The sequence below is a fragment of the Pseudomonas sp. LBUM1647 genome (genome assembly GCF_059716175.1).
The window spans coordinates 804,670-829,179 of the sequence record NZ_CP166809.1; the positions used below are offsets into that span (position 1 = coordinate 804,670).

Here is a 24,510-nt window from a genome sequence, read left to right on the forward strand (position 1 = left end):
GTGGGAGAAGTATCAGTGACAGGCCGCGATCACTGCCTCGCCCACGGCTTTCCAGTCCGATGTTTTACTGTCGGCTGTCAGAACGGTGGCTTTGAGCACGATGTTTGCTGACAGTCCTGTGCTCTCGCAGCACGCCTGGCAGCGCATGACCCAATCCACTTTTTCCATTGAGTCCGCACGCTTGTTGGGTAACTGTGCCGTCAGGCAACTCACCTCATCGGTTGTCCAGTTCAGAAGATGGGCCAGCAAACCGTTGACGTCTTTTTCCGAAGACGTCGATGTCGTCTTATCGGCTTCATCGTCCTCATTGGTAAGGCGCAAGTAATGCAGGAGTGTGTCCTCTGACTGTGCTTGGCGACGAGTGCAATGACTGAAGCGTTCAAGCAGATAAAGCGTCTGGAGTGTTAGAGCTCCCGAGTTGTTCGAGGCTAGAAACCGCGGGTTATTCAGCAATACTTCAAGTGTGCTGCTGCTCAGGTGCAGTTCCCGGCATGCTTTGGTAGCGCGCAGTACCTTCGTCAGCGACGCAGGCATGATTCCCTGTGTGAGCGCGTTGATGTCTTCATACACCGACATCAAAGACGTATCGGCCATTTTCATTACGCTGGGCACGTACTCCGCGGATAAACCAGCGATGTCGTGCAGCAGACTTTCCATCAGACGAAGCTGCTGCTCAGCGGATGTACCGGCCGTTGTACGAAGTGCATCTAACCGATTTTGCAGATTCTGCTCCAGCGGCAAGTCGACGTTGTGCGCGCCGAGCAATTGGTACAGTTGCGCCATATCACGGTTGCTTTGCCTGAGCCAGTCGACGGCCCAATCCATGGCCATCAGTACGTCGAGAATGTCGGTTGTCGGTGCGTTTGGATCGCTCAATGCTCCTGTCACCAGAAGCTCGCTGAACTTGTCCCCTCCCAGCAATCGGGCGAGCCTTGTACTGTCGGCAGGGGAAAGACCAAACATCCGTGCGATACGGGCTTGGCGGTAGAGCGAGGACACTGTAGATAAATCATGTTTTAACGAGGCGTGCTTCTCGGTCTGTTGCGCAAGCAGCAACAGTGAGTCTTGCGTAAAGGAAAGGCCAAGGCCGGCACTGAGATAGCCGAAGGTTTCGAGGTCCGTAGTGACAAGCGCTGTCGTCTGCTCTTTTTTCAGAGGATTGTCGAGCAGTCCTGTGCGATTGAACACTTGGCCAAACAACGGCGTTCGATCACCGCAAGCGGACGTCGGCATGTCATGCAGGAACGAAGCAAACTCCTCCGGCAGGATGCCATAACGCTGATTCAGGTATCGATAGACGCCCAGGGTGCGCAAGGTATTGATGTTGAGCGTCCTGGATGATCCGCCTTCCGAACGCAGGGCATTGACGAGCAAGGTATCCAGTTCGGCAAAGGGAATACCGGTCCAGCGTTGCAGTCGGATCATCTGCTGCAAACGGTGGAAACGTGTTTCTGAGCTGTTGATAATCTCCTTTGCTTTGTTTTCGGTAATGGCGATCTTCAGAATACCCTTCGAATTCTGCTCGGAAATCGGACCGTTAATGTAACTCGCACCGTAGTTGGCATGTGCGGAAGGTGGGCTGTTGGCTGAGACGCGAGGGCTGTGTTTCCCCTGTGCGAGCACCTGTTGAACCTGCTCTGTTGTCAGTCCGGTACGTTCCTTGAAAAACCCAAGTTCACCCAGGCGTTCAGTGTTTTCAGTTCCATAGGTCTTCTTCAGCGTGTCAACGTTGGCGTCTGTATCGAGCTCCGTGATTAGCAACTTCTGCTGCTCTGGACTTAGTCCGGACAGATGTCGCTGAGCGTTGACCCGAGATTTCAGGACATCATCAACCCAAGCGTTCTGTGAAAACGGCAGTTTCAGACTGACGCGATAATTCAACTCGCCCAGCCCCGGTTTGTCTGTGCCCAACCCAAGCAAGCATTGTTGGTGATGGAGGTCATAGGGCAATGAGAAAGGGTAGTGCGCGCTGGCCAGTACTTCGTGAACGCTCTTCGAATTGTGGGTGTCTTTCAGGTGTTTCTGGATATGACTGCTCAAGGTGTCATTGACGATGTTCAACATCGGCCGAGAGACGAAGGCGCTCTGTTGATCCAGCATCAGTGCCTTGAGGTCCGGGCGTCGTTTTTCCAGGAGGATTTTTTCTGGTTGTTGAGATGAGTTTTCCAGTTGTCCGGCAAACAGATACAACGCTCGCAAATAGGCCACTGGCGAGTCAATTGAAGCAATATCGCCTTCATGGCAAAAATGCTCCCAATTCTCGTTGAACAACGTTTGATAGGTGGCAGGCACAGATTTCGATTCGGAATCAGCGTTACGCCGGACACGCCGTTTGGCGTCACCAGACGATACCTGATGCTCCAGATACAGACGGCTGATCTGTCGGGCGTAACTCACGGCGTTGTCATACGCCTGCTGCGCATTGGCGTCGCTGTGCCGGGCCAGCTCACGGGCGAATTGCTCCTGGGTCATATGCGCAATATCGAACACAGACTCGATCTTCATAGTTTGCATGGCCGTTTTGAAGTCGGTTTTTGTCCCTTTTTCGCTGGCAGGGAAGTCAATGAGTTTGTCTAGCAATGAGTCGTTTCTTACGTCCATGTGTTGTCAGTCTCCTATTCCAACGGGATGCCCTTGGTCAGAAGAAACGTACAGGAGTAGAGAAAAGAAGGAGGTAGGCTGGTTGAGGGGTAATGCGTATGAAAAAGCGATTCGGTGTCGGTATTTTTGGTCGGCGGGCTATAGGAGTTCAGGCGTGTGCCAGTTTTAAACCAATTGCCGAGACCTCGATTTGCCTGGTGCCCGAAAGAGTAGGGCACGCAGGCAAAGGGGACTCATAGAATCGCGGGTTACACCCGGAAGTGACTCACCATCATCTGCAACTGATTGCCCAACCGCGCCAGTTCAACACTGGACGCAGCGGTTTCATCACTGGCGGCGGCGGTCTGTTCGGACACGTCGCGCACGTTGATGATGCTGCGGCTGATCTCTTCGGCCACGGCGCTTTGCTGCTCGGCGGCTGCGGCGATCTGTTGGTTCATCGACTGGATGTTGGACACCGTGCGGGTGATGTTTTCCAGTGACACGCCAGCTTTGCGAGTCAGCGCGACGCTGCTGTCGGTCAGGGCGCGGCTGTTGTTCATCACCGCCGACACTTGTTGAGTGCCGTTCTGCAGACCGGCCACCAGGCCTTCGATTTCTTCGGTGGATTTCTGCGTGCGCTGAGCCAGGCCACGGACTTCGTCGGCAACCACGGCAAAGCCTCGACCGGCTTCACCGGCACGGGCCGCTTCGATGGCAGCGTTGAGCGCCAGCAGGTTGGTCTGTTCGGCCACGGCCTTGATCACATCCATGACGCTGCCGATCTTGTCGCTTTCCTGTTGCAGCACGCTCATGGCTTCGGTGGAGCGTGCCACTTCAGTGGCCAGGCGTTCGATCTGGGCGATGGCTTCGTTCACAACCTTATCGCCTTCGCGGGCTTCGCCGTCAGCAGCGGCCGCCGCCTGGGAGGCTTCTTCGGCGTTGCGCGCGACTTCCTGCACGGTGGCGGTCATCTCGTGCATGGCGGTGGCCACTTGATCGGTTTCGATCTTTTGGCTGTTGACCCCGGCGCTGGTTTGCTCGGTCACGGCGGATAGTTCTTCAGCAGCGCTGGCGATCTGGGCGACACCGTCGCGGATGCCGCTGATCAAATCGCGCAGGGTCACGCCCATGCGAGCGATGCCTTGTTGCAACACGCCGAGTTCGTCGCGGCGAGTCACTTTGACGTCCTGGGACAGGTCGCCGCTGGCGATGCGTTCCACCACGGCCAAGGTGTCGCGCAGCGGGCCGGTAATCTGACGGGTGATGATCACGGCAGCAATGATGCCCACCAGCAACGCCAGCAAGGTGCTGATCAGCTGCAGGGTGCGGGCCTGAGCGCTTTCGGCGTCACGACGGTCGAGCTGGATCTGATAAAGCTGGTCGCTCAGGGTCACGATGGCGGCGCCCTGGTCGGTCATTTCCTTGCGCGCCTGCACCGCATCGCTGTTCGCCGCTTTGTAAGCCTGCAAGGCGCTGCGGTAGTTGGTCAGTGCGGTTTCCAGCTGACGCAGGGCGTCTTGCTGAGTGTCGGCGAAATGCACGTTGAGGGGGTTCAGGCTGGCGATCGCCACGTCCAGTTGGCTGACGGCTTTTTGCTCGGTCTCGGCGTTGGTGGTCGCGGTGTAGCCGCGCACTTCGTAGCGGGCCAGCAAGAAGGCTTCCTTGGCCGCCGTGATGGCCTGGAACTGTTCGAAGCGCTGGTCGCTCAGAGGCATTTGCTGCACGCGGGTGTTGATGGCGTTGATCAGCGTGTTGGCGGTGTCGGCATTGGCGCCCATGGTGTCGCGCGCGCTGTTACCGGTGCGGTAGGCGCTGCGCATTTTGTTCAGGGACGTCTTGTAGGCGTCGATGACGGCGCCTTGCTCTTTGAGCAGCTTGAGGTTTTCCGGGCTCTTGAATTTCACCACCAGCGCTTGTTGCTGAGCGGAGAACGCCTCGAGCGTGGTCTGGACGTTCTGTGCGGCGGTTTCGTCGCCGTTGGTCAGCATGTATTGCAGGCGAACCACGCGCAGCTTGGTCAGGCCGGCATTGAGCTGGGTGATGTCGCTCATCCAGTTGCTGCGGTCAATCAACCCGCCCAGGCTCGTCCAGCCAGTCAGGGCGAGGACGCAGGTCAGGGCCAGGACCAGGCCGAACCCCAAGCCCAGCTTCATGTTCACGCTGATATTGCCGAACCAGCTATTCATCAAAAGTCCTCCAGGAACGTTGTGCTTCTAGATCGTCGGTTGGCTGGAAGATTGTTGTTTTTGGTCGCCAGCAAGGTGTGTTGCAGGTGTATATCGGCAGCAATTACGAGAGCTGAATGGTTTTTGTAGGACAGATATGTAACAAGACCTTCGTGCGGTCTTAAGCTTTTTTTCACATGAGTTTCACCGGCTGCCGACGCCAGCCTCTCTAACCTCGCGGCATCGAATGACAGTGATGCGTGCCGGCGAGGCGGTTTGATGTGGAATTGAGACTGAGTCTGTTCGGGGTAAAACGCTCGATTGATCTGAGCCGTTTTGCCGGCCATCGCAATGCCGCGGTCGTGCTCGCCTCGGCGCTGTTGGTGATTCCGCTGACGGTGTGGCTGTTGCAGCCGGTCGCTGTACCGGACCTGGCCCACGGTAATGTGGCCGGCGCCCGGGCGTTGGCGGCCGGTTGGGCCAAGGGCGACGTGATCGTGCTGGTGCGTCACGTCGAACGCTGCGATCACTCCAGCGCCGCCTGTCTGAACGGTAACGATGGCATTACCGATCGCTCTCGCAGCGTCGCGGTGGGTGTTGGTGCGCAGTTCGAACAACTGGGGCTGAACAAGGCCGACATCTACAACAGCCCCGTGATCCGTACAGCGCAGACCGCTGGTTACATGTTCAACAAGGTTGGGGTCGGTGAAGAATGGTTGATCAATTGCAAGGGCACCATGCTGCGTGACGCTCTGGCGCACAAGGTGGCCGGGCGAAACCTGATTCTGGTGACCCACAGCGAATGCATGTCGCAACTTGAGAGAGACCTCAAGTTGCCCGCCTCTACCCTCGGCTACGGCGCTTCTTTGTTTATCTCGGCCGAAACGCCTCAAGCACCCCACATGCTCGGTTTCATCGAAGCTTCGGACTGGCGCTTGGTGACCACCAAATGAATTCACTTTCTGGATCAGGACACACGATGCTGACGTCTTCCCGTTACCGCTTTTATTGGGTGAACTTTGGCATTCCGCTGGCCTGTGCGGTCGTGGTTTTCCTGCTGTTCGACCTGACCAAAATCGACATCGCCTTCAATGATCTTTTTTATGACCCGGTCACGCAGACGTTTCCGCTGGATCATGTCCACCTGTTCGAAAAGATCACCCATAAATGGGCGCGGATCATCCCGAACTGGACCGGAGAATTAGCGATCGTCGGCGCCTTGCTGTCGTTTCTCTGGCCGAGTCTGAAGGCCGAAAAACATTCGAAAATCATCGCATTCCTGGAAAAAATCCAAGTCGCGCCAGTGCTTCGGTTTGCCAGCAAGCACCGTCGGGACTTTCTCTATGTGGTGTTCGCGTTCTCCGTCAGCACCGGTGTGATCCACTACCTCAAGGGGCACACCAGCGTGTACTGCCCGATCGAAACGACCCAGTACGCGGGGAAGGTCGAGCATAAGGAGTGGTATCAAAATTTCGATCTGCTGAAAGTCGCGGGTGATGGTCGCTGCTGGCCGGGCGGACATGCTTCGGGCGGCTTCACCATGCTGGCGTTGTACTTCGTGGCGCGTCGTTACCGCTGGCGCTATTCCAAAGCGGTGATGTACGGCTCGCTGCTGCTCGGTTTTGTCTACGGCACGACGCGGGTTCTGCAAGGCTGGCACTACATGTCCCACACCTTCTGGGCCGGGATCTTCGTATGGCTGGCGTGTTTGCTGACAGCGTTGGCGTTCTATGGGCGAGCCCGGCTGGAGCAACCGCTGGACCAGCGCTGTTCCGGTGTTTCAAAGCGATCATTGATCAACGCCGTCAACACATGATCCTGCCAGCGCCCGGCGATACTCAGGTAGGCCTTGGCGTAGCCCTCACGTTCAAATCCCAGACGCTCCAGCAGCCGCGCACTGCGTTCATTGCCAGGGATGTAATTGGCCATGATCCGGTGCAGCTTTTGCTCATCGAACATGTAGCCGATTCCCGCTTCCAGGGCTTCCTGCATCAAGCCCTGGCCCTGATGAGATTCGTCGATGTGGTAACCGAGATAGCAGGCCTGAAACGCCCCGCGAGTGATACCGCTGAAATTGCAGGCGCCGATCATCTGGCCGTTGTCCGGATCCAGCAGCGCGAAATGCACCGCCAGACCGGCCTGGAAAGCGCTGGCTTGCACCTCAAGGCGTGGGCGGATGTTTTCAGGGCTGTGATAATCGACGGGGCGAATCGGCGACCACCGGGCGAGATGCCTCAGGTTGCGCCGGTAGAAGTCGCTTTCCAGCGCCGCCTGTTCAGGGTCGAGCACTGCCAGCGTCAAGCGTTTACAAGGCAGGGACAACAGCGGCATAGGGCGCTCCGGTTCGCGGGGGATCGTCACGCAAGCATTACTTGGCCTGCGGAAAAACTCAAACCGCCAGCGGCAACGTCACGATAAAGGTACTGCCCTTGCCATCACCGTCGCTCATGCCGATGACCGTGCCGCCATGGGCTTCGACCAGCTCGCGAACGACTGTCAAGCCAATGCCCAGGCCTGCACCGTTGAAGCCGACGGCGTGAACATCCTGCACAAAGGGCTCAAAGATAAACGGCAGCGCCTTGGCGGAAATACCGATGCCGTCATCGCAAATGCTCATCTGCAGCACGTCGGCTTCAGCGGTCACCGACAGCGTGACATTGCCGTGCGCCGGTGTGTATTTGGCCGCGTTGCCCAGCAGGTTGCCGAGAATCTGCGTGAGGCGCACCGGGTCACCATTCACCGCCAACGCGCACTCGGGCAGTTCAGCGGTGAAGTGCAAATGGTGAGCAGCCATCACCGGGCTGCACACATCGATGGCCTGATGGATGATCTGCACCATATCCACGATTTGGCAATCGAGGCGCAACTTGCCGGTGCTGGCGCGGGAGACGTCGAGCAGATCGTCCACCAGTCGCGACATGTGCTGCACCTGGCCTTCGATCAGCGCCTGCATGCGCGGCAGTTCCTCACTGGGCACACGCACCAGTCGGCCGGCAATCATGCTGATGGGTGTCAGCGGGTTGCGCAGTTCGTGGGCCACCAGGGTGAGGATGTTGCGTTGCTGTTCCAGGGTGTGTTCGGCCGAGGCTTGCAGGTCTTGCGCGCTGAGGGCCGCGATCACCAATTGCGCGTTGGCTTCACGCATCTCCAGGAACAGCCGTTGTTCTTCCTGTGTGCGTTTTGGTTTTTCTGCATCCGACTGCGCCAGCAAAATCGCCAGCACCAATTGCTGATTGGCCTCGATCAGTTGCTCGACCTGCTGGCTATCGACCAGGCGGGTGTTGGCGTCGCTCAGCTCTTTTCGCAGCGCCGCCAGCACTGCCCGTGCCTCAACAGTTTTCTGGCCGAGCAGGAACAGTTCGCGAGCGGCGGTGGCCATCGCTTGCTCGTTCTTGCCATTGGCCTCACTCATGATTTTTGCTCATCCGTCGTCTTTGCTCAAACGCTGCCGGGTAGGCCGGCCACCGAGCAAGCCTTCCTGGTCTGGCAACATCTCGCCGATTTGCAGGCCGTTCTCGTCGATGTGGTACTGGCGCAACTCATCGGAATGGGCGCTGGCCCGCACCTTGACCACAGCCATGATGCGCAGCAAACGGCTCTGCACTTCAATGTAGCGCTGAACGATGATTGCGTCGGTGAGAAATGCCGTGCCGTAAGGGCTGAAACGCAGGTCGGTGTAGCGGTCTTCCAGCTCCGAGGTCATCAACACGCTGACCCCGGCGCTCGTCAAAGCAGTGACCATGCGTGACAGCGACTCGCGAAAGTCTTCGCGGAAGGTCGGCGCCAACGCCAGTTCGAAGCCCGACAACGAATCGATCACCACACGGGTGGCTTTCAGTCGGCTGATCTCGCTGAGCAGCAATTGCACGATCTCGTCGATGGATAGGTCCGGGGCGCGGCTGTCCACCAGACCGACCTGTCCCTTCTGGATCAGGCCCGCAAGGGTGGCGTTCTGGGAGTGATTAGGCCGTTGTTCAAACACCGCGATCACGCCGGTTTCACCATTTCTCGCGCCTTCGGCCAGGAAGGTGGACGCCAGAATGCTTTTGCCCGAGCCCGATGGCCCGGCCACCAGCAAGGAGTAACCACGAGGCAGGCCGCCGCCGAGCATGTCGTCGAGCTGCGGCACACCCATTTTCAGGCGTTTGATCGGGAACTCCAGTGACGCTTCAACCAGGTTGAGTGTTGCTGGCGCAAAGACCTTGATCCCCGACGTCGCGATGCGGAAGGTGTGCAGCCCTGGCAGCGTCGGCTGGCCGCGCATCTTCATGATTTCCATCTTTCGCACCATGGAGTTGCGCTGAACGCTCTGGCGCAGCCAGATCAGGCCATCGGCCACGGTGAAAATCGGGTTGGTGTCGGTTTCGGTGAAGTATTCGCCAATCAGGAAGGTCGTCGCCTGCCAGGTGGTCATCAACATGCCCAATTGCTGAACGAACTGCGGCAGATTGTTGTTGGGGTTGTCCTGGGTCTGGCTGGCCAGCACCACCGAACGGAACGAGTCGACGAACACCAGTGACGGGGAGTGAGCCTCCACCTCGCTGACGATGCGCCGCAGCACTTCATCCAGATTCCCGGCCAGGGTGTCGTCAGCCAGGTTGACGTAGCGGATCGAATGGTTGATCGCTTCGCTGTCGAAAAAGTCGAATTGCTGCTGATAACGCAACATCTTCAGCGGCGGCTCGCCGAGGACCGTAAAAAACAGCGCCGGGCGCTCGGGTGTCGCCAGGGCAAACATCATCTGATGCGCCAGGGTGGTTTTGCCACAGCCAGGCGGGCCCGCGATCAGGTTGAACGAAAACTCCGGCAATCCTCCGCCCAGCACCTCGTCCAGTCCTGGCACGCCGGTGGCCAGGCGGTTGATAGTCACTTTGGTGCTCATGGCGAATTTTCCTGCGAAGGGGTGTCGCTCAAAGAAGGTTCCCACACGCCACGAAGCAAACGTGCGGTGAGCGAGGGCCCGATCAGCGTGGTCAGCAGCTCGTAAAACGTGGTCAGCAACACGTCACCGAAAAACAGCGCATCGGTTTCGCTTTGCTCGACGAGTACGGACTTGAGGGAAGTCAGATCCAGGGAGGCCGCCTGCACACTGTCATAGGTGCCGGTCAGGCGCGGATGCCTGGAGGCGCACAGATGAAGGCTGCGGCGATATAGCGCGACAACCCCTTGCTGGCCAATGATGGGCGTGAGGGCTGCGTCCATATCCTGCAATATTGATGCGATCGCTTGCGCGACTGTTGCAATGTCAGCGTTGGGGCCAACGCGGTGCACCAGAGAAGCTACGATCTGGCGGCTCTCTTCGCTTAGCGTGGACATGGCTAACTGATATCTGGTGGACAGTGTTTGATGGTACACCCTATGGGGGTGTCGGGAGTGATTTGCGTCAGGGGATTGCGGCAGAGCCTGGCTCTAGTTAGCGCATGGCTCTATAAAGACCCCCAGTTTGCTGCACAAACAAGGAAACATCGCCTTTTTTGGCGAACATGGAATTTTACTTTAAGGATGATGCATGGAGCTTTCGTTACCCCTGCAATTGCACTCAATGAGCTTGAGGGCACCCGACCCCAGCCTGTGTAAACCGCTTCAGGAAGCCCTGAATGCCAGTTATGTCGCCCATTGCGAGTTTCTGCCGTGGGCCAGGCCCCACACGTCCGAGGACGAAGCACGCGCGTTTTTGCTGCGGGCGGCTGATGATTTCAACAGCGAAACAGGCGAGCGGCGTCTGTTTATCGTGACCGATGACGGGCAGGCGGTCATTGGCTGCATTGGTTTGAAACCGCGCCGACGCAATCGCTATGTCGTGGGTTACTGGGCCAATACCGAGTACTCGGGGAAAGGTTACATGCGACGGGCGCTTGAGCTATTAGTCAAAAGCCTGCCCGGTTGTACGTTTTACCTGACGACCTCCTCGGCCAATGGGGCGAGTCAGCACCTGGCTAAAGCCTCTGGGTTTGAGCTGATCCGAATTGCACGGCAAGCGCGGCATTCGGAACGCCATGGCGTCCAGGACACGTATTTGTATCGTTTGAAGCGCCCGCAGGAAACAGCAGGCAAAAAAAAGCCCGCGGGAGGGCGGGCAAACCGTAGTTTCTTGAATGAGCGAGCGCAATGTACCGGTTGGAGCCGGACGGCGGGGTGAAGAAAAATTCATCTACCGGCCACCGCCCTTGCTGTGCGCTCGCTCTTGCCTCAGAAGTCGTACTTGAAGCTCGTCATCACATTGCGCGGCGCGCCGTAAACGCCGTACAGGCCAGACTGGCTGTAGTACTCGCGATCAAACACGTTGTTCAGATTCACCAACGCACTCAAGTTGCGGCTGATCTCGTAACGCGCCATCAGGTTGGTGACCGCGTAGCTGCTCTGGCTGAAGGTGTGCAGGTCGGCACCTACTTTGCTCTGCCAATTGACGCCGCCGCCCACCGTCACTTTGTCCAGCGGCCCCTGCAGGCGATAGCTGGTGAAGGTCTTGACGCTGTTGCGCGGCAGGTTGGTGTTGATGCGCTGGTCGTCGGCATCGGTGGTGACCGAGTACGCATAACCGGCGGATGCCTGCCAGCCTTCGGCCAGTTCGCCGTTGACCTCCAGCTCGACGCCTTTGGAGGTGGTGTCCTGCTCGGCGCTGTACACGTTGTCGTGTTGCCAGATCGCCAGGTTGTCCTGCTCCAGTTTGAACAGGGCCAGGCTGGAGTTCAGCTTGCCGTCCAGGTGCGTACCTTTGAGCCCGATCTCGTAGCCTTTGCCTTCCATCGGGTCGAGGGGTTTGTTGTCTTCGTCAGTGACCCACGACGCCTGCGGGTTAAAGATGCTGGTGTAGCTGGCGTAAACGGACCAGGTGTCACTGAGGTCGTAGACCACACCGGCGTAGGGAATGAATACGCCGTTTTCTGCACGATTGACTTCGGTTTCCGGGCCCTCGTAAGGGCGATCCGTGGTATCGCGTTTCCAGTCGATGACCCGACTGCCGAGGATCAGGCTCAAATCGTCGGTCACACTGAAACGCGACGTCAGGTACGCCGCGTATTGGGTTTCGTCGATCGACGATTTGCCGCTCTCGATGAAGTCAGGTTTGGCGGAGTTGCCGTCCCAGGTGAACAGGTTGTCGATGCTGCCCGCCGGGGATCCGGCATAGTCATAACGCCAGCCGCCCCAGCCCGGCACGTTCTCTTTGTACTTGGAGAGGGTCATGCCGCCGATCAGCTCATGTTCGCGACCGAACAGGCCGAACGGGCCGGTGACGTACAGGTCCAGGTTGTTCTGGCGCGGCGTGCCGGAGAAGCGCACCGGCAATTGCGACAGACCGCTGCCATCCTTGTTGAGGTCACCCATCGCAAAGTTGAACACCTCGTCGAATTTGTTTTCGGCGTGGGTGAATTCGATCTTGCCGATCCAGCCGTTGCCCAGTTGCTGCTCGATGGAGGTGAAGAAACTGGTCTGCTCGTGATCGTTATACGACCAGTCGGGCCCGGCATTGAGCGAGCGTTTGAGGTCGGTGCGCTCACCGGTGCTGAAGCGGGTTGGCAGGCCTGAGCGCAGCGGCGAGTCGACATCGGTGCGCTGATAGCTGAAGCCCATGGTCAGCAGGGTGTCTTCGGTCAGGTCGAATTCGCTGATGCCGTAGAGCAGCTGCGATTGCTGGTTGAAGCGGTCGATCCAGGCTTTCTCGGTTTTGTAGTCGGCGACCAGTCGCCCACGGACATTGCCCGTTTCGGTCAGCGGTCCGGAGACGTCGAAACCGCTGCCATAACGGTCCCAGTTACCCGCTTCGCCGGTGATGCTGGCCTGCGCCTCGGCGGTCGGGCTTTTGCGGATCAGGTTGATCGTCGCGGAAGGGTTACCCATGCCGCTGATCAGGCCGGTGGCGCCGCGCACGATTTCGACGCGATCGTACATCGCCATGCTTTGGGCATAGTTGTCCAGGCGCGTATTGGTGGGAACTCCATCGATCTCATAGTTCTGGATCGCAAAGCCGCGAGACCAATAGGCATCGGTCTCGGAACCCAGACCATCACGTATCACCGTGATGCCGGGCGTAGCTTCCATGGTGTCGGTCAGCGTAGTCAGCCGCTGGTCATCCAAACGTTGGCGGGTCATGACCGTCAGCGATTGCGGGGTTTCCCGGGGTGTAAGGTTCAAACGAGTCGAGCTGCTGGACGAGTAAGTGGTGTAGAGCCCGGTGCCTTCAGTCGTCGAGCCCGGCGCCTTGCCGGAAATGGACACCGCGCCTAATTGCAACGCATCGCTGGAACTGGCCTGCAGCGAGTAGTTGCCGTTGGCACCGCGAGAGGCTTCAAGACCCGTGCCTGCGAGCAGGATCGCCAGGCCCTGATCCACGTCGTAACGGCCCTTGAGCCCCGGTGTCATTTGCCCTTCGGTCAGTGGCGTGGAGTAAGACAACAAAATGTGTGCGGTCTGACCGAAACGGGTCAGCGCCGCCGCCAATGGCCCGGCAGGAATATCGAAATGCTGCTGTGCTTGCGCGGCGGCCTGGGCCCAATTCGGAACCATCAGCAGCGGCGCGGTCGCCGTCATGCAGGCGATGCCTTGAACCACTGCGCCGGCCAGGTTTTGTTTGAGTGAAAAGTGCCAGCCCTGGCTTTTGCGTGCGGTGAGATCCACGAGTTGTTCCCCATTGAATTGAGTGTCTGGGGTTTAAGTCTCGTGAGAATCGAAAACGGACCACCCAACGGCAAAAAAACTTCAGCGCTAGGCGAGGCGTGGTTTCAGCGTGACCCAGTAACGGGTGAACTGCTGGACGTCGAGCTGCAGTGTGTCGGCGATGGCGAAGATGATTCGCTCGGTGTTGGCCAGGGGGAACGTCCCCGAAACACGGAGGTTCGCAAGGGATGGATCGCAGGCCAGGTGTCCGCGGCGATAGCGACTCAGCTCATCGAGGAAGTCTTTGAGAGGCTGACCTTGGGCAACAAGCATGCCCTGAGTCCATGCGGGCGCCGTGAGTGCGATGCTCTGCCGGGCTGTCACGCCATGGGCATTGAACATGACCTGCTCGCCAGCCTTCAATGGAATCGAGGCGCGTGGTTGCGCCGATGGGTTAATCGCCAGGGCGCCTTCATAAACGCTGACCTGAGTGATTCCCGCACGCTGCCTGACGCTGAACCGCGCCAATGCCGTTTCGAGTCGACCTTCGCCGGTTTCCACCGACAGCGGGCGGCCATCGGCAATCGTGTCCCGGGTGATCGAAATTTCTCCGCGTAACAGATTGACGCGTTTGGCCTCTCGCTCGAAAACCACGTTGATGGCGCTGTCGGTGTTGAGCTGTGCCTGTGTATTGTCAGCGAGCACAATGCGTCGTTGTTCGCCGATCCGGCTGCTGTAGTCGGCGGTCAGATCCTGTACGAAGGCGGCATCTTTCGCGTTCCAGGCACCCGCGCCTACTGCCAGCAATACGCCCAGTTGCTTGATTGCCGTGCGCCGCGACATCGTCGGCCTGAGTGCCGCGTGGGCGAGGGATCGTTGGGAGGGGGAGCGAATATCGCTCATGCGTTGGGCGAAGGCTTCGGCACGTTGCCAAGCGCGTTCGTGCACGGGATGTGCCTGGCGCCAGTTCATCCACGCGGCCAGGGTTTCTTCGCTGACGTCACGCTCTTGAAGCTCCAGATGCCAGTGCATGGCCTGCTCGGCGACATCGCCGGATATGGGCTGGATCACAGTGGGTCCAGACTTTCATCGAGCATGATGCACATCGCACCCGCCTTGACGATGTAGCGCTTGACTGTGGTGATCGAAAGGTCGAGCCGCTCAGCGATTTCAGCGTGGCTCAACCCATCTACCTGCGACCAAAGAAACGCCTCGCGCACCGGTCGCTCCAGGCATTCGAGGGCCGCGTCGAGGGCTATCAGGGTTTCCAGCAGGATCGCCTGAGTCTCCAGGCTCGGCGCCATCAGCGTAGGCATCGCCGCCAATGCCTCAAGGTAGGCACGTTCGAGTTTTTGCCGGCGGTAATGGTTGGATAAAACGCTTTGCGCCACCTTCGCCAAAAACGTGCGCGGGGCGTGAAGCTCTGGCACCTGCTCTTTGGCCAATAACCGCATGAACGTGTCCTGGGCCAGGTCCGCCGCGCTTTGCGAGCAGTTCAGCCGGCGCCGTAGCCAGTTTTGTAACCAGCTGTGCTGTTGTCGATACAGCACGGCCACGTCGCAAAAGCTGGATTGGGAGGATAAAGGCATGGTGTGAGGGCGCCGGATGAGTAAATATCACAAATGATAATACTTATCATATAGATCGGCCGGGTGAGGCTGCAAGGAGAGACTGCGCGCCTACGGCAAATGATCCGCCGCAAAGTCCGCTTCCGAGCGCGCCCGCAAACGGCCCTTGCGGCAGGCTTGCTGGAATCGTTCGAAGTCGCGCTCATTCTGCGCGGTGTAGCTCTGCGCATACTTGAACAACGCGTCGGCCAGTGCGTCGCTCTTGCCGATATAGCCACTGATGTGTGCGGCGTTTCCGGACGATTTGGCGTGGGCGCGGGCCAAGGCGCGGCCACAAACGCGTCCGTAGGCGGCGAAGGTGTCCGCGTCGAACGTCTCAAGTTCAGCCGAGACTTTCATGTCGCGCAACTGGCGCACATAGAAGTGTCGACCGCTGGGGCCGGTGGTCCAGCCGAGGAACAGGTCACTGGCCGATTGCATCAACCGTTGGCCATCGACCACGCGCTGACCGTTATGCCGCACCCGCGATTTGGTCTTCACATAATCGGCCAGCACTGAACGACGTGCCTCCTTGAACTGCAGGAACAGCGGGAACTCCTGATCATCGGTCAGCAGGGCGACCAGGCAACGAGTCCCGACGCTGCCCACACCGACCACTTTGAACGCCATGTCATGAACGTGAAAACGCGACAACAGCTCGCGACGGTCGGCTTGCAGCGTGCCGGGATAGTCGCGCATGAACGCGTCGTAAAGCGCACGCCAGTCCGACAGGCGCAGCCAGTCGTCGTCGGCATCCAGCAGCGTGGTGTTTTCGTGTAAATGGAAAATTTCCGGCAGGTCATCGCGAATGATCAGTCGGCCATGTGAGTCACTTTCACTGATTTTCGGTAGCAGTTCGGCATGGGTACGCCGTTCGGCTTTTTCGATGGCGCGCTCTACATGTTCCAGTGTCGCTTTACTCGCCTGCTGCCGCAGATCGCGGTAACTGATGGACTCGTACCAGGTTTCCATGGCGCTTTGTTCGGCGCATTCGAGCATGGTCTGTTGGTAGGCACCGACCACCTGGCGGCAGACCGTTTCCTGGACTGTGTCGCCATGGCGAAGATCGCGGGCGGCCACCACGAAACTCGCCACCAGCCGTTTCAAGTCCCATTCCCAAGGGCCGGGATGGGCTTCGTCGAAGTCGTTGACGCTGAACAGCAGATTGCGTTCCGGCGTTGCAAAACCGCCGAAGTTCATCAGGTGACTGTCGCCGCAGATGGGTGATATCAGGCCCATGCTGGATGTTCCGGCCAAGTCATGGGCTTGCAGCAGCGCGTTGCCGCGATAGAACGTGAAGGGCGAGACCAGCATGCGGCCGTAGCGTAACTCGACCAGCGACTTGATCCGGTCTTCACTGGACGTTTTGATCAGCGGCAGCGGGTCGCGATTTATTTTCCCCATGGCCGCCTGCGAACTGCGGGAGCAGTTCTTGCGAGCATCCTTGCCTTGCTTCAAGCGGTCTTTGAGGGTGTTCATGTGGGCTCGTTTGGTGAGTGTTTTCGAACGTGTGAGAGATGAGTGTAGAAGGGCTTCGGGTCTTCATTCGAAGTGTTTGGGCTTTGATCGTGGGGGCGAAACGGGAGCAACTCACCAACGAGCATCCTTCAATACTCAGCCACCCCAAAAGCCCTCAAAATCCACCCGGCCTCACCAGGCATCAACGTGTACTGAACCTGCCGAATTTTCCCCGTCCTGCCCGCGTCGGCATCCGTGCTGTCATAAACCGGGAACCGCTGTACCAACGCATTTTCCGCCACAGCAAACTCATCCTCGCCCTGGTAGCCCACCGCTGTTTTCGGGTTCTCGCTGACAGGGGGTAGATAAATCTCGCTCAGCGACTTCTTGCGGTTGGCAGCGTAAGCAATGAGCTCGCCCGGCATCCCGCGCCCCGGCGACCTGATGAATACGTAAATCTCTGGAGAGCCATTTCGATCAAGGTCGGCGACCTCTGCTCGGACGATGGTGCCGGTGAGGGGGCGTACGATCTCTGAGTTATCGATTTCCAGACCTCGGGGTGCAATGCGCAGAGCACGATTTCCATCGACCGACACGCTCGTCACATGAAAGCCAATGCCCTGCAATTCAAGTGTTTGGTCGACCGGCTGGTTGCTGTCCGTCGCATCACCCGAGCTCAGGCTTAATGAAAGGCTGTAGTTGGCCACTTCATTGCGCCGAGCGGCGTTGCGCATCAGGTATACCTGAACCGTATATTCGCCATCGGCGGGCAATGGTCCCAGAAAGTGATTGCCCATGATCGATCCGTTAAACAACGCATAGTCCGCACCTTTCGCGGTGATGTTGAAGTAGGCAGAGGCGTTGGAAGACTTGAAGTCCACGGTCATCATTTGGCCGGCTTTCGCGTTTAGACGGTACTGCGCGGTGAGCGGGCCTTTGATGGCTCGGGCGAACCTGACGGTGTCGGAGCCCTTTTTGAAGGTGACCTGCTCGACACGAGGAGCGATCTCGGTGGCGGCGTGTACAGGCACAGAAACCATGGCGGCCAGAACGGCTGCGATCCATACGTTCATGTTGATCTTCCTGAGTGCGTTGGTTGCTCAAGCGGTTGCAGGTAACCCCGCAGCATAGGTCCTGTTGCGTTGAATCGCCGACCCATACGTTGATTACAGCTCACTCGATTTGAGCGTGTGCTTGAAATGAAATCTGTGAGGCATCGAATGCCGAACTCCAGATGCAACAAAACCCGCATTGGCGGGCTTCGTTAATGTCGGGTTTGAGTTTCAGCGCTCCAGAATCAACTCCACCCGACGGTTGCTCGCGCGACCTTCTGCTGTCGTGTTGTCGGCCAAGGGATGGGTGTCGGCGTAGCCCACGGCGGCGAGGCGATTGCTCTTGATGCCGTTGCTCTGAAGGTAACGCACGACGCTGCCGGCGCGGGCGCCGGAGAGTTCCCAATTGGAGGGGAAGCGTGAGCTGCGAATGTCTTGTGTGTCGGTGTGGCCGGCGACGATGACGTTGTGCGGGACGCTGCCGAGTACCGGTATCAAGTGCTGCAGGACTCTCAGGCCGCCAAGGTTGAGGTCGGATTGGCCGGAGGGGAACAGGATTTCACTGTTGATCCGGAAGCTGACCGTGCTTTCGTTGGTGACGACTTCAATATCATTGCCCAGCTTATCCAGAGGCAGCTCTTTGAGCAGGTCATCAAGACTGGGTTTGGCCGGGACGGAGGGGGCCGGTTCGATGGCAGCGGCGGGTTCGACTGCCGCAACCTCGGTCGTTGCCGCGACAGATGTCGGAGCATCCAATGATGCGATGTCCGTCGATGCGACAGGTTCAGGCGTGGGTTCTGGATCGACCGGGGTTTTGACCTGAGGCACAAGCAACAACTTTCCTGGCGGATCCAGTTGGGTCAGGCTTTTTGCACTGAAGATCCGGTTCAGGTTGAGGCCGGCTTTCTGGAGGTGGTCATGATTCTTGCCGGCCATGGCCAGCATTGCCATGGTGACCACCAGCAACAGCGTCATCATGTCCAGATACGTCATCATCCATGCCTCACCGCCGGCGTCGTCAACCGGGAGAGCACTGGCTGCCACAGCGGCTGCGTTTTTACGTTTGAGGCCGCGATGATTCTGGCGAGCCCGCATCAACTCGATTTCAAGAGCGTGCTGGCGGGCCTCCCAATGCTGATGATCGGCCAGGCCACTTGCCGAGGTGGCGTTGGTGGACGCTCTCATGCCCGTGGTTTCCATTTGAGGGGCATCAATTTGCGACTCAGGCGAACGGGCTCGTCCCGCAGTTCGTTTTGATGCTCGGCCACGAAGGATTTCAGCGTTTCACGCATCAGGCCCGGGCTGCGTTTGTTGGACATCATGGAGATGCCTTGCAGGATCATGTTCATCAACACCACCCGTTGTTCAGTGCGGCGCTCCAGTTTGACCGCAACGGGTTTGAACACCAGGTTGGCCAGCAGCACGCCGTAAAGGGTGGTCATGAGGCCGACAGCCATTTGCCTGCCGATGGTGACCATGTCGCCATCGCCGAGTACGAACATGAGGTTCACCAACCCCACCAGCGTGCCCAGCATGCCAAAGGCCGGGGCGTAGCTGGCCATGACCCGAAACAGCTGCGCCTCGGCGTGTTCTTTGGCGCGAAGCCGGGAAATGCGCCATTGCAGCAGTTCGAGGATGTCGTCTTCCGGTGTCTTGTCGATCACCAACTGCACGCCGGAACGCAGGAAGGGGTTTTTCACTCGATCCAGTTCTTCCTCAACCGCTCGCAAGTCGCCGTCGATCCACAGACGCGACAGGCTGACCAATTCGTTGATGTCCTCCTGGGTGTACTCGCGCTCGTTGCGAATGACGGTCTTGATCAGGCTGAAAATCCGCAACACTTCGCTCAGCGGATAGCTGATGAAGGTCGCGGCAAAGGTGCCAACCACCACAATGCCCAGGCTCGGTAGATCAACGAACAATCCGGGTTGTTGCGCGGAGAACACCAGTAGAACCGCCAGCAGTAAAAGGCTGGCGAGCATACCGATCAGGGTCGAGGGGTTCATGCAGCACTCCTTGAAACAGCACTCGGCACCCACGCCGAAGTCGTTGGTGCGATTTAAACAAAGGAAGGCTTTATAACGTGGCGGGCGTTGATTCAAATCCGCTAATACAGCCACTTTCCCTGGTGAAATCAGCACTACGGAAGAGGCTGTCGGGTGGGCAGGCGGCAGAAAGTCGTGTGTGAAAATTTTTTAAGGGCTGGCTAAAGGTGGGTGATCGGGTCGCCGATGTTCGCAATGTCTGTACGGCAACGGCGCTGAAAGTAACGGGCGCCGGACTCTGAATTTGTCATAAGCGCCTCACCCACGAGAAGGAACTGCAAAATGTCAGTTATCAATACCAACATCACCTCGATGATCGCTCAACAAAACCTGAACTCCTCGGAGAGCAGCCTGAGTACGTCGATCGAACGCTTGTCGTCCGGTCTGAAAATCAACAGCGCCTCGGATGACGCGGCCGGTCAGGCGATCGCCAACCGTATGAGCTCGCAGATCACCGGTCTGGAACAGGCGAGCAGCAACGCCAGCGACGGTATCTCCCTGGCGCAGACCACTGAAGGCGCCCTCGACCAGGTGAACGACAACCTGCAGCGCATTCGTGAACTGGCCGTTCAAGCCTCGAACGGCACCAACTCCCAGTCCGACTTGCAATCGATCCAGGACGAGATCACCCAGCGTCTGGACGAGATCGACCGTATCTCCGAGCAAACGGCGTTCAACGGTGTGGATGTACTGGCGTCCGATCAGACCATCACCATCCAGGTCGGTGCGAACGATGGCGAGACCATTGATATCAAGCTGAGCGAAATCAACGCCGACACGCTCGGCCTGGGTGACTTCAACGTCAACGGCTACGACACCACGCTGACCGCGACAACCCTGTCGGACGACTCGGGTACCGCGATCACCTCGACCAACACCAGCTATGTCGATAAGTCCGGTACTGCCATCAGTGGCGGCACCTATTCCACAGACGCTGACGGTAACGCCTTCCTGACTGTAGGCGGTAAAACCTATGCGGCCGAAGTCACCCTGACGACCAGTGGCACCACCACCACGGCCAGCATCAGCATCGACACGGATAATGCCGTCACCAAAAAGTCGACAAACACCCTGACCACACTCGACAGTGCGTTGAACACCGTTGACTCGATGCGTTCGGACCTGGGTGCGGTGCAGAACCGGTTTGACTCGGCGATCACCAATATTTCGACCACCACCACTAACCTGACCTCCGCCCGTTCGGGTATTCAGGACGTGGACTACGCCACTGAAGTGTCGGCGATGACCAGCGCCCAAATCCTTCAGCAGGCAGGTACGTCGGTACTGGCGCAAGCCAACTCCATGCCTCAGCAAATGCTGTCGCTGTTGCAGTAATCGTTACACCTGCGTAGCACGCGGTACGAAGGGGCCAGCGCACGCTGAGCCCCTTTTTTTGTGGGCGGTCGACGCGCAATACCCGTTAATCCCGCGGCTGCGATGGGCTTATCCGGGCTTTGCCGCTGTAGGTGCCGCGATAGCATTCAGGGCAGACCCTTCCTTCACAAGGCTGCCTTTCCATGCCCAAACCCCAGCACGCCAGATCGCACAAGAAACCCCTCACTCCGGCGTCAAGCCGCGCCGCTGACACTCGCGGCCTTACCCAGGCGCGACGGCTCAGCCAGCAGCGTCCGCGCGACCCGCAAGTGTGGAAGGACCTGGGCAATCTGGAGCTCAACGCCGAGCCTGAACGTGCACTGGCCAGTTTCGAGCGGGCGTTGAGCCTGTTGCCCGACGACCCGCAGGCGTTGGAACTGGTGGCCAAAGCGGCGCAAAAACTCGGTCAGGCGGAACGTGCCCGGGAGCTTGCCCTCAAGGCCTTGGGAATCAACCCTGATTTCTCACCGGCCCATCATCGCCTGGCCACGCTCTACTTCGAGAAAGGTGAGTTCGCCAAAGCCCTGCAGCACATTCAGCAGGCTCTGGATATTGCCCCTGATGACTGTCGCATGCTCTCCAGAAAAGGCTTGATCCTCAACCGGCTGGAGCGCCACGGCGACGCCATCGCGGTGTTCGACAAACTGATCGAACGAGAACCGGGGGATTACAGTCACTGGAACAACGCGGCCAACCTGTACAAAGACATTGGCCAACTGGCCAAGGCCGACAAGTACTATCAAAAGGCAGTGTCGCTGGCCAAACGCACGGATGTGCTGCCGTACTCCAATCGCCTGACGTCGTTGCACTACGATCCTGATCGCAGCCGCGACTACATCTTCGAGGTCTGCAAGGAATGGCAGTCGCGCTTCGGTCCAAAATCCGTTCCCGCGCGACCAGTCGTGCAGGATCGGGCGCTGAACCGATGCCTGCGCATCGGTCTGGTGTCCGACGGTTTGCGTCAGCATCCCGTGGGCAACATGATCGTGGGTGTGCTGGAGAAACTGCCGCCTCATCAGTTTGAATTGTTCGCCTACAGCACCAGCCAGGTTTGCGATCATCTGACCCGGCGCATTCAAGCGACGGTTCATCAATGGCTCGCGATCAAACACATGGACGAGCACACGCTGGCCCAGCGTGTTCGTGACGACCGGATCGATATCCTGATCGACCTGTGTGGCCATAACGCCGGTAACCGCATGGGCGCCATGGCGCTACAACCGGCGCCGTTGCTGGTGAAGTGGGTGGGCGGGCTGATCAATACGACGGGGCTGGACGCGATCGATTATTTGCTCAGCGATGGTATCGAGTCGCCTGAAGGCGAGGATGCGTTCTACACCGAAAAACTCATCCGTCTGCCCGACGATTACATCTGTTACGACCCGCCGCCCTACACGCCGGACATCAAGCCATTACCTGCGCTTGAAAACGGCTTCATGACTTACGGGTGCTTCAATAACCCGACCAAGGTCAACGATGTCCTGCTGGCCCATTGGGCCGAGTTGATGCGGGCGACGCCGGATTCGCGCTTGCTGCTCAAGGGCGGGGCGTTCGGCAACCGTGAGCTGCGAGAGCATGTGCATGCCGTTATGGCTGCCCAAGGGATTACATCAGAACGTGTGCTGGTCGAAGGGCCGGTCGGCCACAAATCGTTGCTTGAGACCTACAACCGCATCGATATCGCGCTTGACCCCTGGCCCTATTCCGGCGGATTGACGACCTGCGAGGCGTTGTTGATGGGCGTGCCGGTCGTCACGTTGCCCGGCCCGACATTCGCCGGGCGTCACTCGGCCACGCACTTGGTCAATGCCGGGCTGCCAGAGCTGGTGGTTAACAGTTGGGATGAATACCGTCAGCGCGTCATCGGCCTGGCCGGGGATCTGAACAGTCTCTCCCGCATCCGCAGCCACCTGCGCGATGTGCTGATGCGTTCGCCGGTCTGTGACAATCGTCGTTTTGCGAGCCACTTCACCACGGCCATGCGCGCAATCTGGCAGCGCTATTGCGAGGGCAAACCGGCGGCCGCATTGACACTGACCAAGGATGGGCACGCCTGGTTCCAGGATGAATCCGAGGCCGTGGAGATCCAACACCCGGTTGAGCCGGTGAAGGACGAAGGCTTCAGTTTCAAGTTTCAGGGCAAGGTCGTCACGCTGGATCATGGCGTGACGCTGGTGGCTTCGTCGCAGTTCGTCGCGCTACAAAAGCTGGGAGCCTTCTCGACGATAGCGTTCGACCCGGCCAGTCGCGTCGATAATGCCAGGCAACTGGCGCAACTCGGCGAGCTGCATTATTACCCGCATGCGGCGCTGGGCAATGGTCAGGCGACGACCCTCTATGCGTGCCTCGATCCGGCGATGACGGCGACGTTGGAGCCTCTTCCTGTGCAAAGTCCGGGTGCCGGTTCCAGCGTGCTGGCCAGGCTTGCGTTGCCAACCCTGAAGCTGGACGCGATCAACGGGTTGCAGTCCGTTGACTGGCTGGTGCTGGACAATCTGAACGACAGCCTGGCCGTTATTGAACACGGGCAACGTACGCTGACCGATACGCTGCTGGTGCAGGCGCGCGTCAACTTCGCGCCGACCCATCGCCAGCAGCCCGATGTGGGCCTGATCAGTCAAAGCCTTGCTCGCCTTGGTTTCAGCTTTTATCGGTTGAATAAACTTCAACACATCAGCCATCGGCCGCAGGGTGAGAGCCCTGATCAACTTCGGGCTTCTCATCTGGTCTGTGCCGACGCCTTGTTTCTGCCCGACGCGGCACGATTGGCGGCATTGTCAGACAACCAGCGTCTGAAGCTGGCGTTCATCCTGCATACGGTTTACGGCGCTCACGATGTCGCGACACAACTTCTCAGCGCGCTCGACAGCGGTTTGGCCGAGCAGTACCTCAAGCATTGTCAGAAAACGTCATCGGCCTCGAAACCCGCATCAAACCAGGTCGAAGCGCTTGCCGCTCGACAAGATGAAGACCTGCGGGCGCCGATGCAGGAACCCCAGGTGACATTCCCGGAAGAGGTCGCCGTTTACCTGAAGAAGATCTATGCAGAGGCCTCAGTGATTCTGGAGTACGGCAGCGGTGGTTCGACAATCATTGCTGCCAGAATGCCGGGCAAGTCAGTGATTTCGGTAGAGAACGACGCACGCTGGGCCAAGGACATGCAGGCCTGGATTACCAGCGCTTCGCTGCCATCGCGGCCGGTGATTTATCCGATCGATGTCGGCGAGACCGGTCAATGGGCGCGTCCGAAAAATGCCCGGGCCTGGAAAAAATTCCACACCTACCCGCTGAAGGTTTGGGATGAGCCGTTCTTTCAGCAACCGGATGTGATCCTGATCGATGGACGTTTTCGGATTGCCTGCTTCGTGACCGCGTACCTGCGGGCGACCAAACCGATGATCGTACTGTTCGACGACTACCTCGATCGTCCTCACTATCACGTGGTCGAGCGGTTATTGGCACCGACCGAGTTCGTCGGACGCATGGCGCGGTTTGACGTGCGTCCTCTCGCCGAAATACCCCGGTCAGAACTGACCTGGCTGGTCGCTAGCTATAACGAGGTGGCCTACGCCGAGTGAGAATCGGGCGGTGATGAATTGAACCGTGCGCGTCGGCGAGATTGACGCGCCGG

At 58.7% G+C, this 24,510-nt stretch carries 18 protein-coding genes and 1 pseudogene; 5 read left to right on the plus strand and 14 right to left on the minus strand.

What is annotated here, in order from left to right; all coding sequences use genetic code 11:
* Positions 1 to 12: 12 nt before the first annotated feature.
* The 3 genes and pseudogenes from ACA059_RS03475 to ACA059_RS03485 all read right to left on the minus strand — a co-directional run.
* The gene (locus tag ACA059_RS03475; RefSeq protein ID WP_497632737.1) at positions 13 to 2,601 is read right to left on the minus strand and encodes a Tc toxin subunit A; all 2,589 of its coding nucleotides are present in this window, start codon (positions 2,599 to 2,601) and stop codon (positions 13 to 15) included.
* A 248-nt stretch (positions 2,602 to 2,849) separates the two neighbouring features.
* Complete coding sequence (locus ACA059_RS03480) at positions 2,850 to 3,713, minus strand: methyl-accepting chemotaxis protein (protein ID WP_409201448.1); 864 nt, start codon at positions 3,711 to 3,713, stop codon at positions 2,850 to 2,852.
* Positions 3,708 to 4,769 (minus strand): annotated as a pseudogene (locus ACA059_RS03485) (methyl-accepting chemotaxis protein); the annotation flags it as partial. The gene ACA059_RS03480 and the pseudogene ACA059_RS03485, both read right to left, overlap by 6 nt.
* 260 nt (positions 4,770 to 5,029) lie before the next feature.
* Between ACA059_RS03485 and pmrG the strand changes: the two are divergent.
* Positions 5,030 to 5,701: a lipopolysaccharide core heptose(II)-phosphate phosphatase PmrG gene (gene pmrG, locus ACA059_RS03490; protein WP_497632738.1), complete on the plus strand. Its 672-nt coding sequence runs from the start codon at positions 5,030 to 5,032 to the stop codon at positions 5,699 to 5,701.
* Between the two features lie 26 nt (positions 5,702 to 5,727).
* Entirely contained in the window at positions 5,728 to 6,564 is an 837-nt protein-coding gene (locus ACA059_RS03495; protein WP_497632739.1) for a phosphatase PAP2 family protein, read from the plus strand.
* On the opposite strand, the gene rimJ is transcribed toward ACA059_RS03495, so the two are convergent.
* The 4 genes from rimJ to ACA059_RS03515 are packed head-to-tail and all read right to left on the minus strand — an operon-like array spanning position 6,477 to position 10,064.
* On the minus strand, positions 6,477 to 7,079 hold the full coding sequence (gene rimJ / locus ACA059_RS03500) for a ribosomal protein S5-alanine N-acetyltransferase (protein WP_497632740.1): 603 nt from the start codon (positions 7,077 to 7,079) through the stop codon (positions 6,477 to 6,479). The two genes, ACA059_RS03495 and rimJ, sit on opposite strands and share 88 nt — an antisense overlap.
* Before the next feature lie 58 nt (positions 7,080 to 7,137).
* The gene (locus ACA059_RS03505) at positions 7,138 to 8,160 is read right to left on the minus strand and encodes a sensor histidine kinase (RefSeq protein WP_497632741.1); all 1,023 of its coding nucleotides are present in this window, start codon (positions 8,158 to 8,160) and stop codon (positions 7,138 to 7,140) included.
* Between the two features lie 9 nt (positions 8,161 to 8,169).
* Positions 8,170 to 9,630, minus strand: coding sequence for an ATPase domain-containing protein (locus tag ACA059_RS03510; RefSeq protein ID WP_497632742.1), 1,461 nt, complete (start codon positions 9,628 to 9,630; stop codon positions 8,170 to 8,172).
* Positions 9,627 to 10,064, minus strand: a complete 438-nt coding sequence (locus tag ACA059_RS03515; protein ID WP_497632743.1) for a hypothetical protein — start codon at positions 10,062 to 10,064, stop codon at positions 9,627 to 9,629. The genes ACA059_RS03510 and ACA059_RS03515 overlap by 4 nt, the downstream gene beginning before the upstream one ends.
* 193 nt (positions 10,065 to 10,257) lie before the next feature.
* Between ACA059_RS03515 and ACA059_RS03520 the strand changes: the two genes are divergently transcribed.
* Positions 10,258 to 10,887, plus strand: coding sequence for a GNAT family N-acetyltransferase (locus tag ACA059_RS03520; RefSeq protein WP_497632744.1), 630 nt, complete (start codon positions 10,258 to 10,260; stop codon positions 10,885 to 10,887).
* Between the two features lie 50 nt (positions 10,888 to 10,937).
* On the opposite strand, the gene ACA059_RS03525 is transcribed toward ACA059_RS03520, so the two are convergent.
* The 7 genes from ACA059_RS03525 to ACA059_RS03555 all read right to left on the minus strand — a co-directional run bounded on the left by ACA059_RS03525 (position 10,938) and on the right by ACA059_RS03555 (position 19,466).
* Complete coding sequence (locus tag ACA059_RS03525; RefSeq protein ID WP_497634624.1) at positions 10,938 to 13,277, minus strand: TonB-dependent siderophore receptor; 2,340 nt, start codon at positions 13,275 to 13,277, stop codon at positions 10,938 to 10,940.
* Between the two features lie 174 nt (positions 13,278 to 13,451).
* Positions 13,452 to 14,414 carry a FecR domain-containing protein gene (locus ACA059_RS03530; RefSeq protein ID WP_497632745.1) on the minus strand — a complete coding sequence of 321 codons (963 nt, stop codon included), beginning with the start codon at positions 14,412 to 14,414 and terminating at the stop codon, positions 13,452 to 13,454.
* Entirely contained in the window at positions 14,411 to 14,932 is a 522-nt protein-coding gene (locus ACA059_RS03535; protein WP_497632746.1) for a sigma-70 family RNA polymerase sigma factor, read from the minus strand. The genes ACA059_RS03530 and ACA059_RS03535 overlap by 4 nt, the downstream gene beginning before the upstream one ends.
* 90 nt (positions 14,933 to 15,022) lie before the next feature.
* Positions 15,023 to 16,429, minus strand: coding sequence for a DUF2252 domain-containing protein (locus ACA059_RS03540; protein ID WP_497632747.1), 1,407 nt, complete (start codon positions 16,427 to 16,429; stop codon positions 15,023 to 15,025).
* 128 nt (positions 16,430 to 16,557) lie between these two features.
* The gene (locus ACA059_RS03545; protein WP_497632748.1) at positions 16,558 to 17,481 is read right to left on the minus strand and encodes a hypothetical protein; all 924 of its coding nucleotides are present in this window, start codon (positions 17,479 to 17,481) and stop codon (positions 16,558 to 16,560) included.
* Between the two features lie 210 nt (positions 17,482 to 17,691).
* Positions 17,692 to 18,645: an OmpA family protein gene (locus ACA059_RS03550; protein WP_497632749.1), complete on the minus strand. Its 954-nt coding sequence runs from the start codon at positions 18,643 to 18,645 to the stop codon at positions 17,692 to 17,694.
* The gene (locus tag ACA059_RS03555) at positions 18,642 to 19,466 is read right to left on the minus strand and encodes a motility protein A (RefSeq protein WP_497632750.1); all 825 of its coding nucleotides are present in this window, start codon (positions 19,464 to 19,466) and stop codon (positions 18,642 to 18,644) included. The genes ACA059_RS03550 and ACA059_RS03555 overlap by 4 nt, the downstream gene beginning before the upstream one ends.
* A 321-nt stretch (positions 19,467 to 19,787) precedes the next feature.
* Here ACA059_RS03555 and ACA059_RS03560 point away from each other — a divergent pair, with 321 nt between their 5' ends.
* The gene (locus tag ACA059_RS03560) at positions 19,788 to 20,840 is read left to right on the plus strand and encodes a FliC/FljB family flagellin (protein WP_462020963.1); all 1,053 of its coding nucleotides are present in this window, start codon (positions 19,788 to 19,790) and stop codon (positions 20,838 to 20,840) included.
* A 182-nt stretch (positions 20,841 to 21,022) separates the two neighbouring features.
* Positions 21,023 to 24,457, plus strand: coding sequence for an O-linked N-acetylglucosamine transferase, SPINDLY family protein (locus tag ACA059_RS03565; RefSeq protein ID WP_497632751.1), 3,435 nt, complete (start codon positions 21,023 to 21,025; stop codon positions 24,455 to 24,457).
* The last annotated feature ends 53 nt before the right edge of the window (positions 24,458 to 24,510 follow it).

Coding starts and splice junctions, on each gene's coding strand:
- ACA059_RS03565 (WP_497632751.1), top strand. CDS start 21,023: ATGCCCAAACCCCAGCACGCCAGATCGCACAAGAAACCCCTCACTCCG.
- ACA059_RS03560 (WP_462020963.1), top strand. CDS start 19,788: ATGTCAGTTATCAATACCAACATCACCTCGATGATCGCTCAACAAAAC.
- ACA059_RS03535 (WP_497632746.1), bottom strand. CDS start 14,932: ATGCCTTTATCCTCCCAATCCAGCTTTTGCGACGTGGCCGTGCTGTAT.
- ACA059_RS03475 (WP_497632737.1), bottom strand. CDS start 2,601: ATGGACGTAAGAAACGACTCATTGCTAGACAAACTCATTGACTTCCCT.
- ACA059_RS03525 (WP_497634624.1), bottom strand. CDS start 13,277: ATGACGGCGACCGCGCCGCTGCTGATGGTTCCGAATTGGGCCCAGGCC.
- ACA059_RS03540 (WP_497632747.1), bottom strand. CDS start 16,429: ATGAACACCCTCAAAGACCGCTTGAAGCAAGGCAAGGATGCTCGCAAG.
- ACA059_RS03550 (WP_497632749.1), bottom strand. CDS start 18,645: ATGAGAGCGTCCACCAACGCCACCTCGGCAAGTGGCCTGGCCGATCAT.
- ACA059_RS03545 (WP_497632748.1), bottom strand. CDS start 17,481: ATGAACGTATGGATCGCAGCCGTTCTGGCCGCCATGGTTTCTGTGCCT.
- ACA059_RS03480 (WP_409201448.1), bottom strand. CDS start 3,713: ATGGGCGTGACCCTGCGCGATTTGATCAGCGGCATCCGCGACGGTGTC.
- ACA059_RS03505 (WP_497632741.1), bottom strand. CDS start 8,160: ATGAGTGAGGCCAATGGCAAGAACGAGCAAGCGATGGCCACCGCCGCT.
- ACA059_RS03520 (WP_497632744.1), top strand. CDS start 10,258: ATGGAGCTTTCGTTACCCCTGCAATTGCACTCAATGAGCTTGAGGGCA.
- ACA059_RS03495 (WP_497632739.1), top strand. CDS start 5,728: ATGCTGACGTCTTCCCGTTACCGCTTTTATTGGGTGAACTTTGGCATT.
- rimJ (WP_497632740.1), bottom strand. CDS start 7,079: ATGCCGCTGTTGTCCCTGCCTTGTAAACGCTTGACGCTGGCAGTGCTC.
- ACA059_RS03510 (WP_497632742.1), bottom strand. CDS start 9,630: ATGAGCACCAAAGTGACTATCAACCGCCTGGCCACCGGCGTGCCAGGA.
- ACA059_RS03555 (WP_497632750.1), bottom strand. CDS start 19,466: ATGAACCCCTCGACCCTGATCGGTATGCTCGCCAGCCTTTTACTGCTG.
- ACA059_RS03515 (WP_497632743.1), bottom strand. CDS start 10,064: ATGTCCACGCTAAGCGAAGAGAGCCGCCAGATCGTAGCTTCTCTGGTG.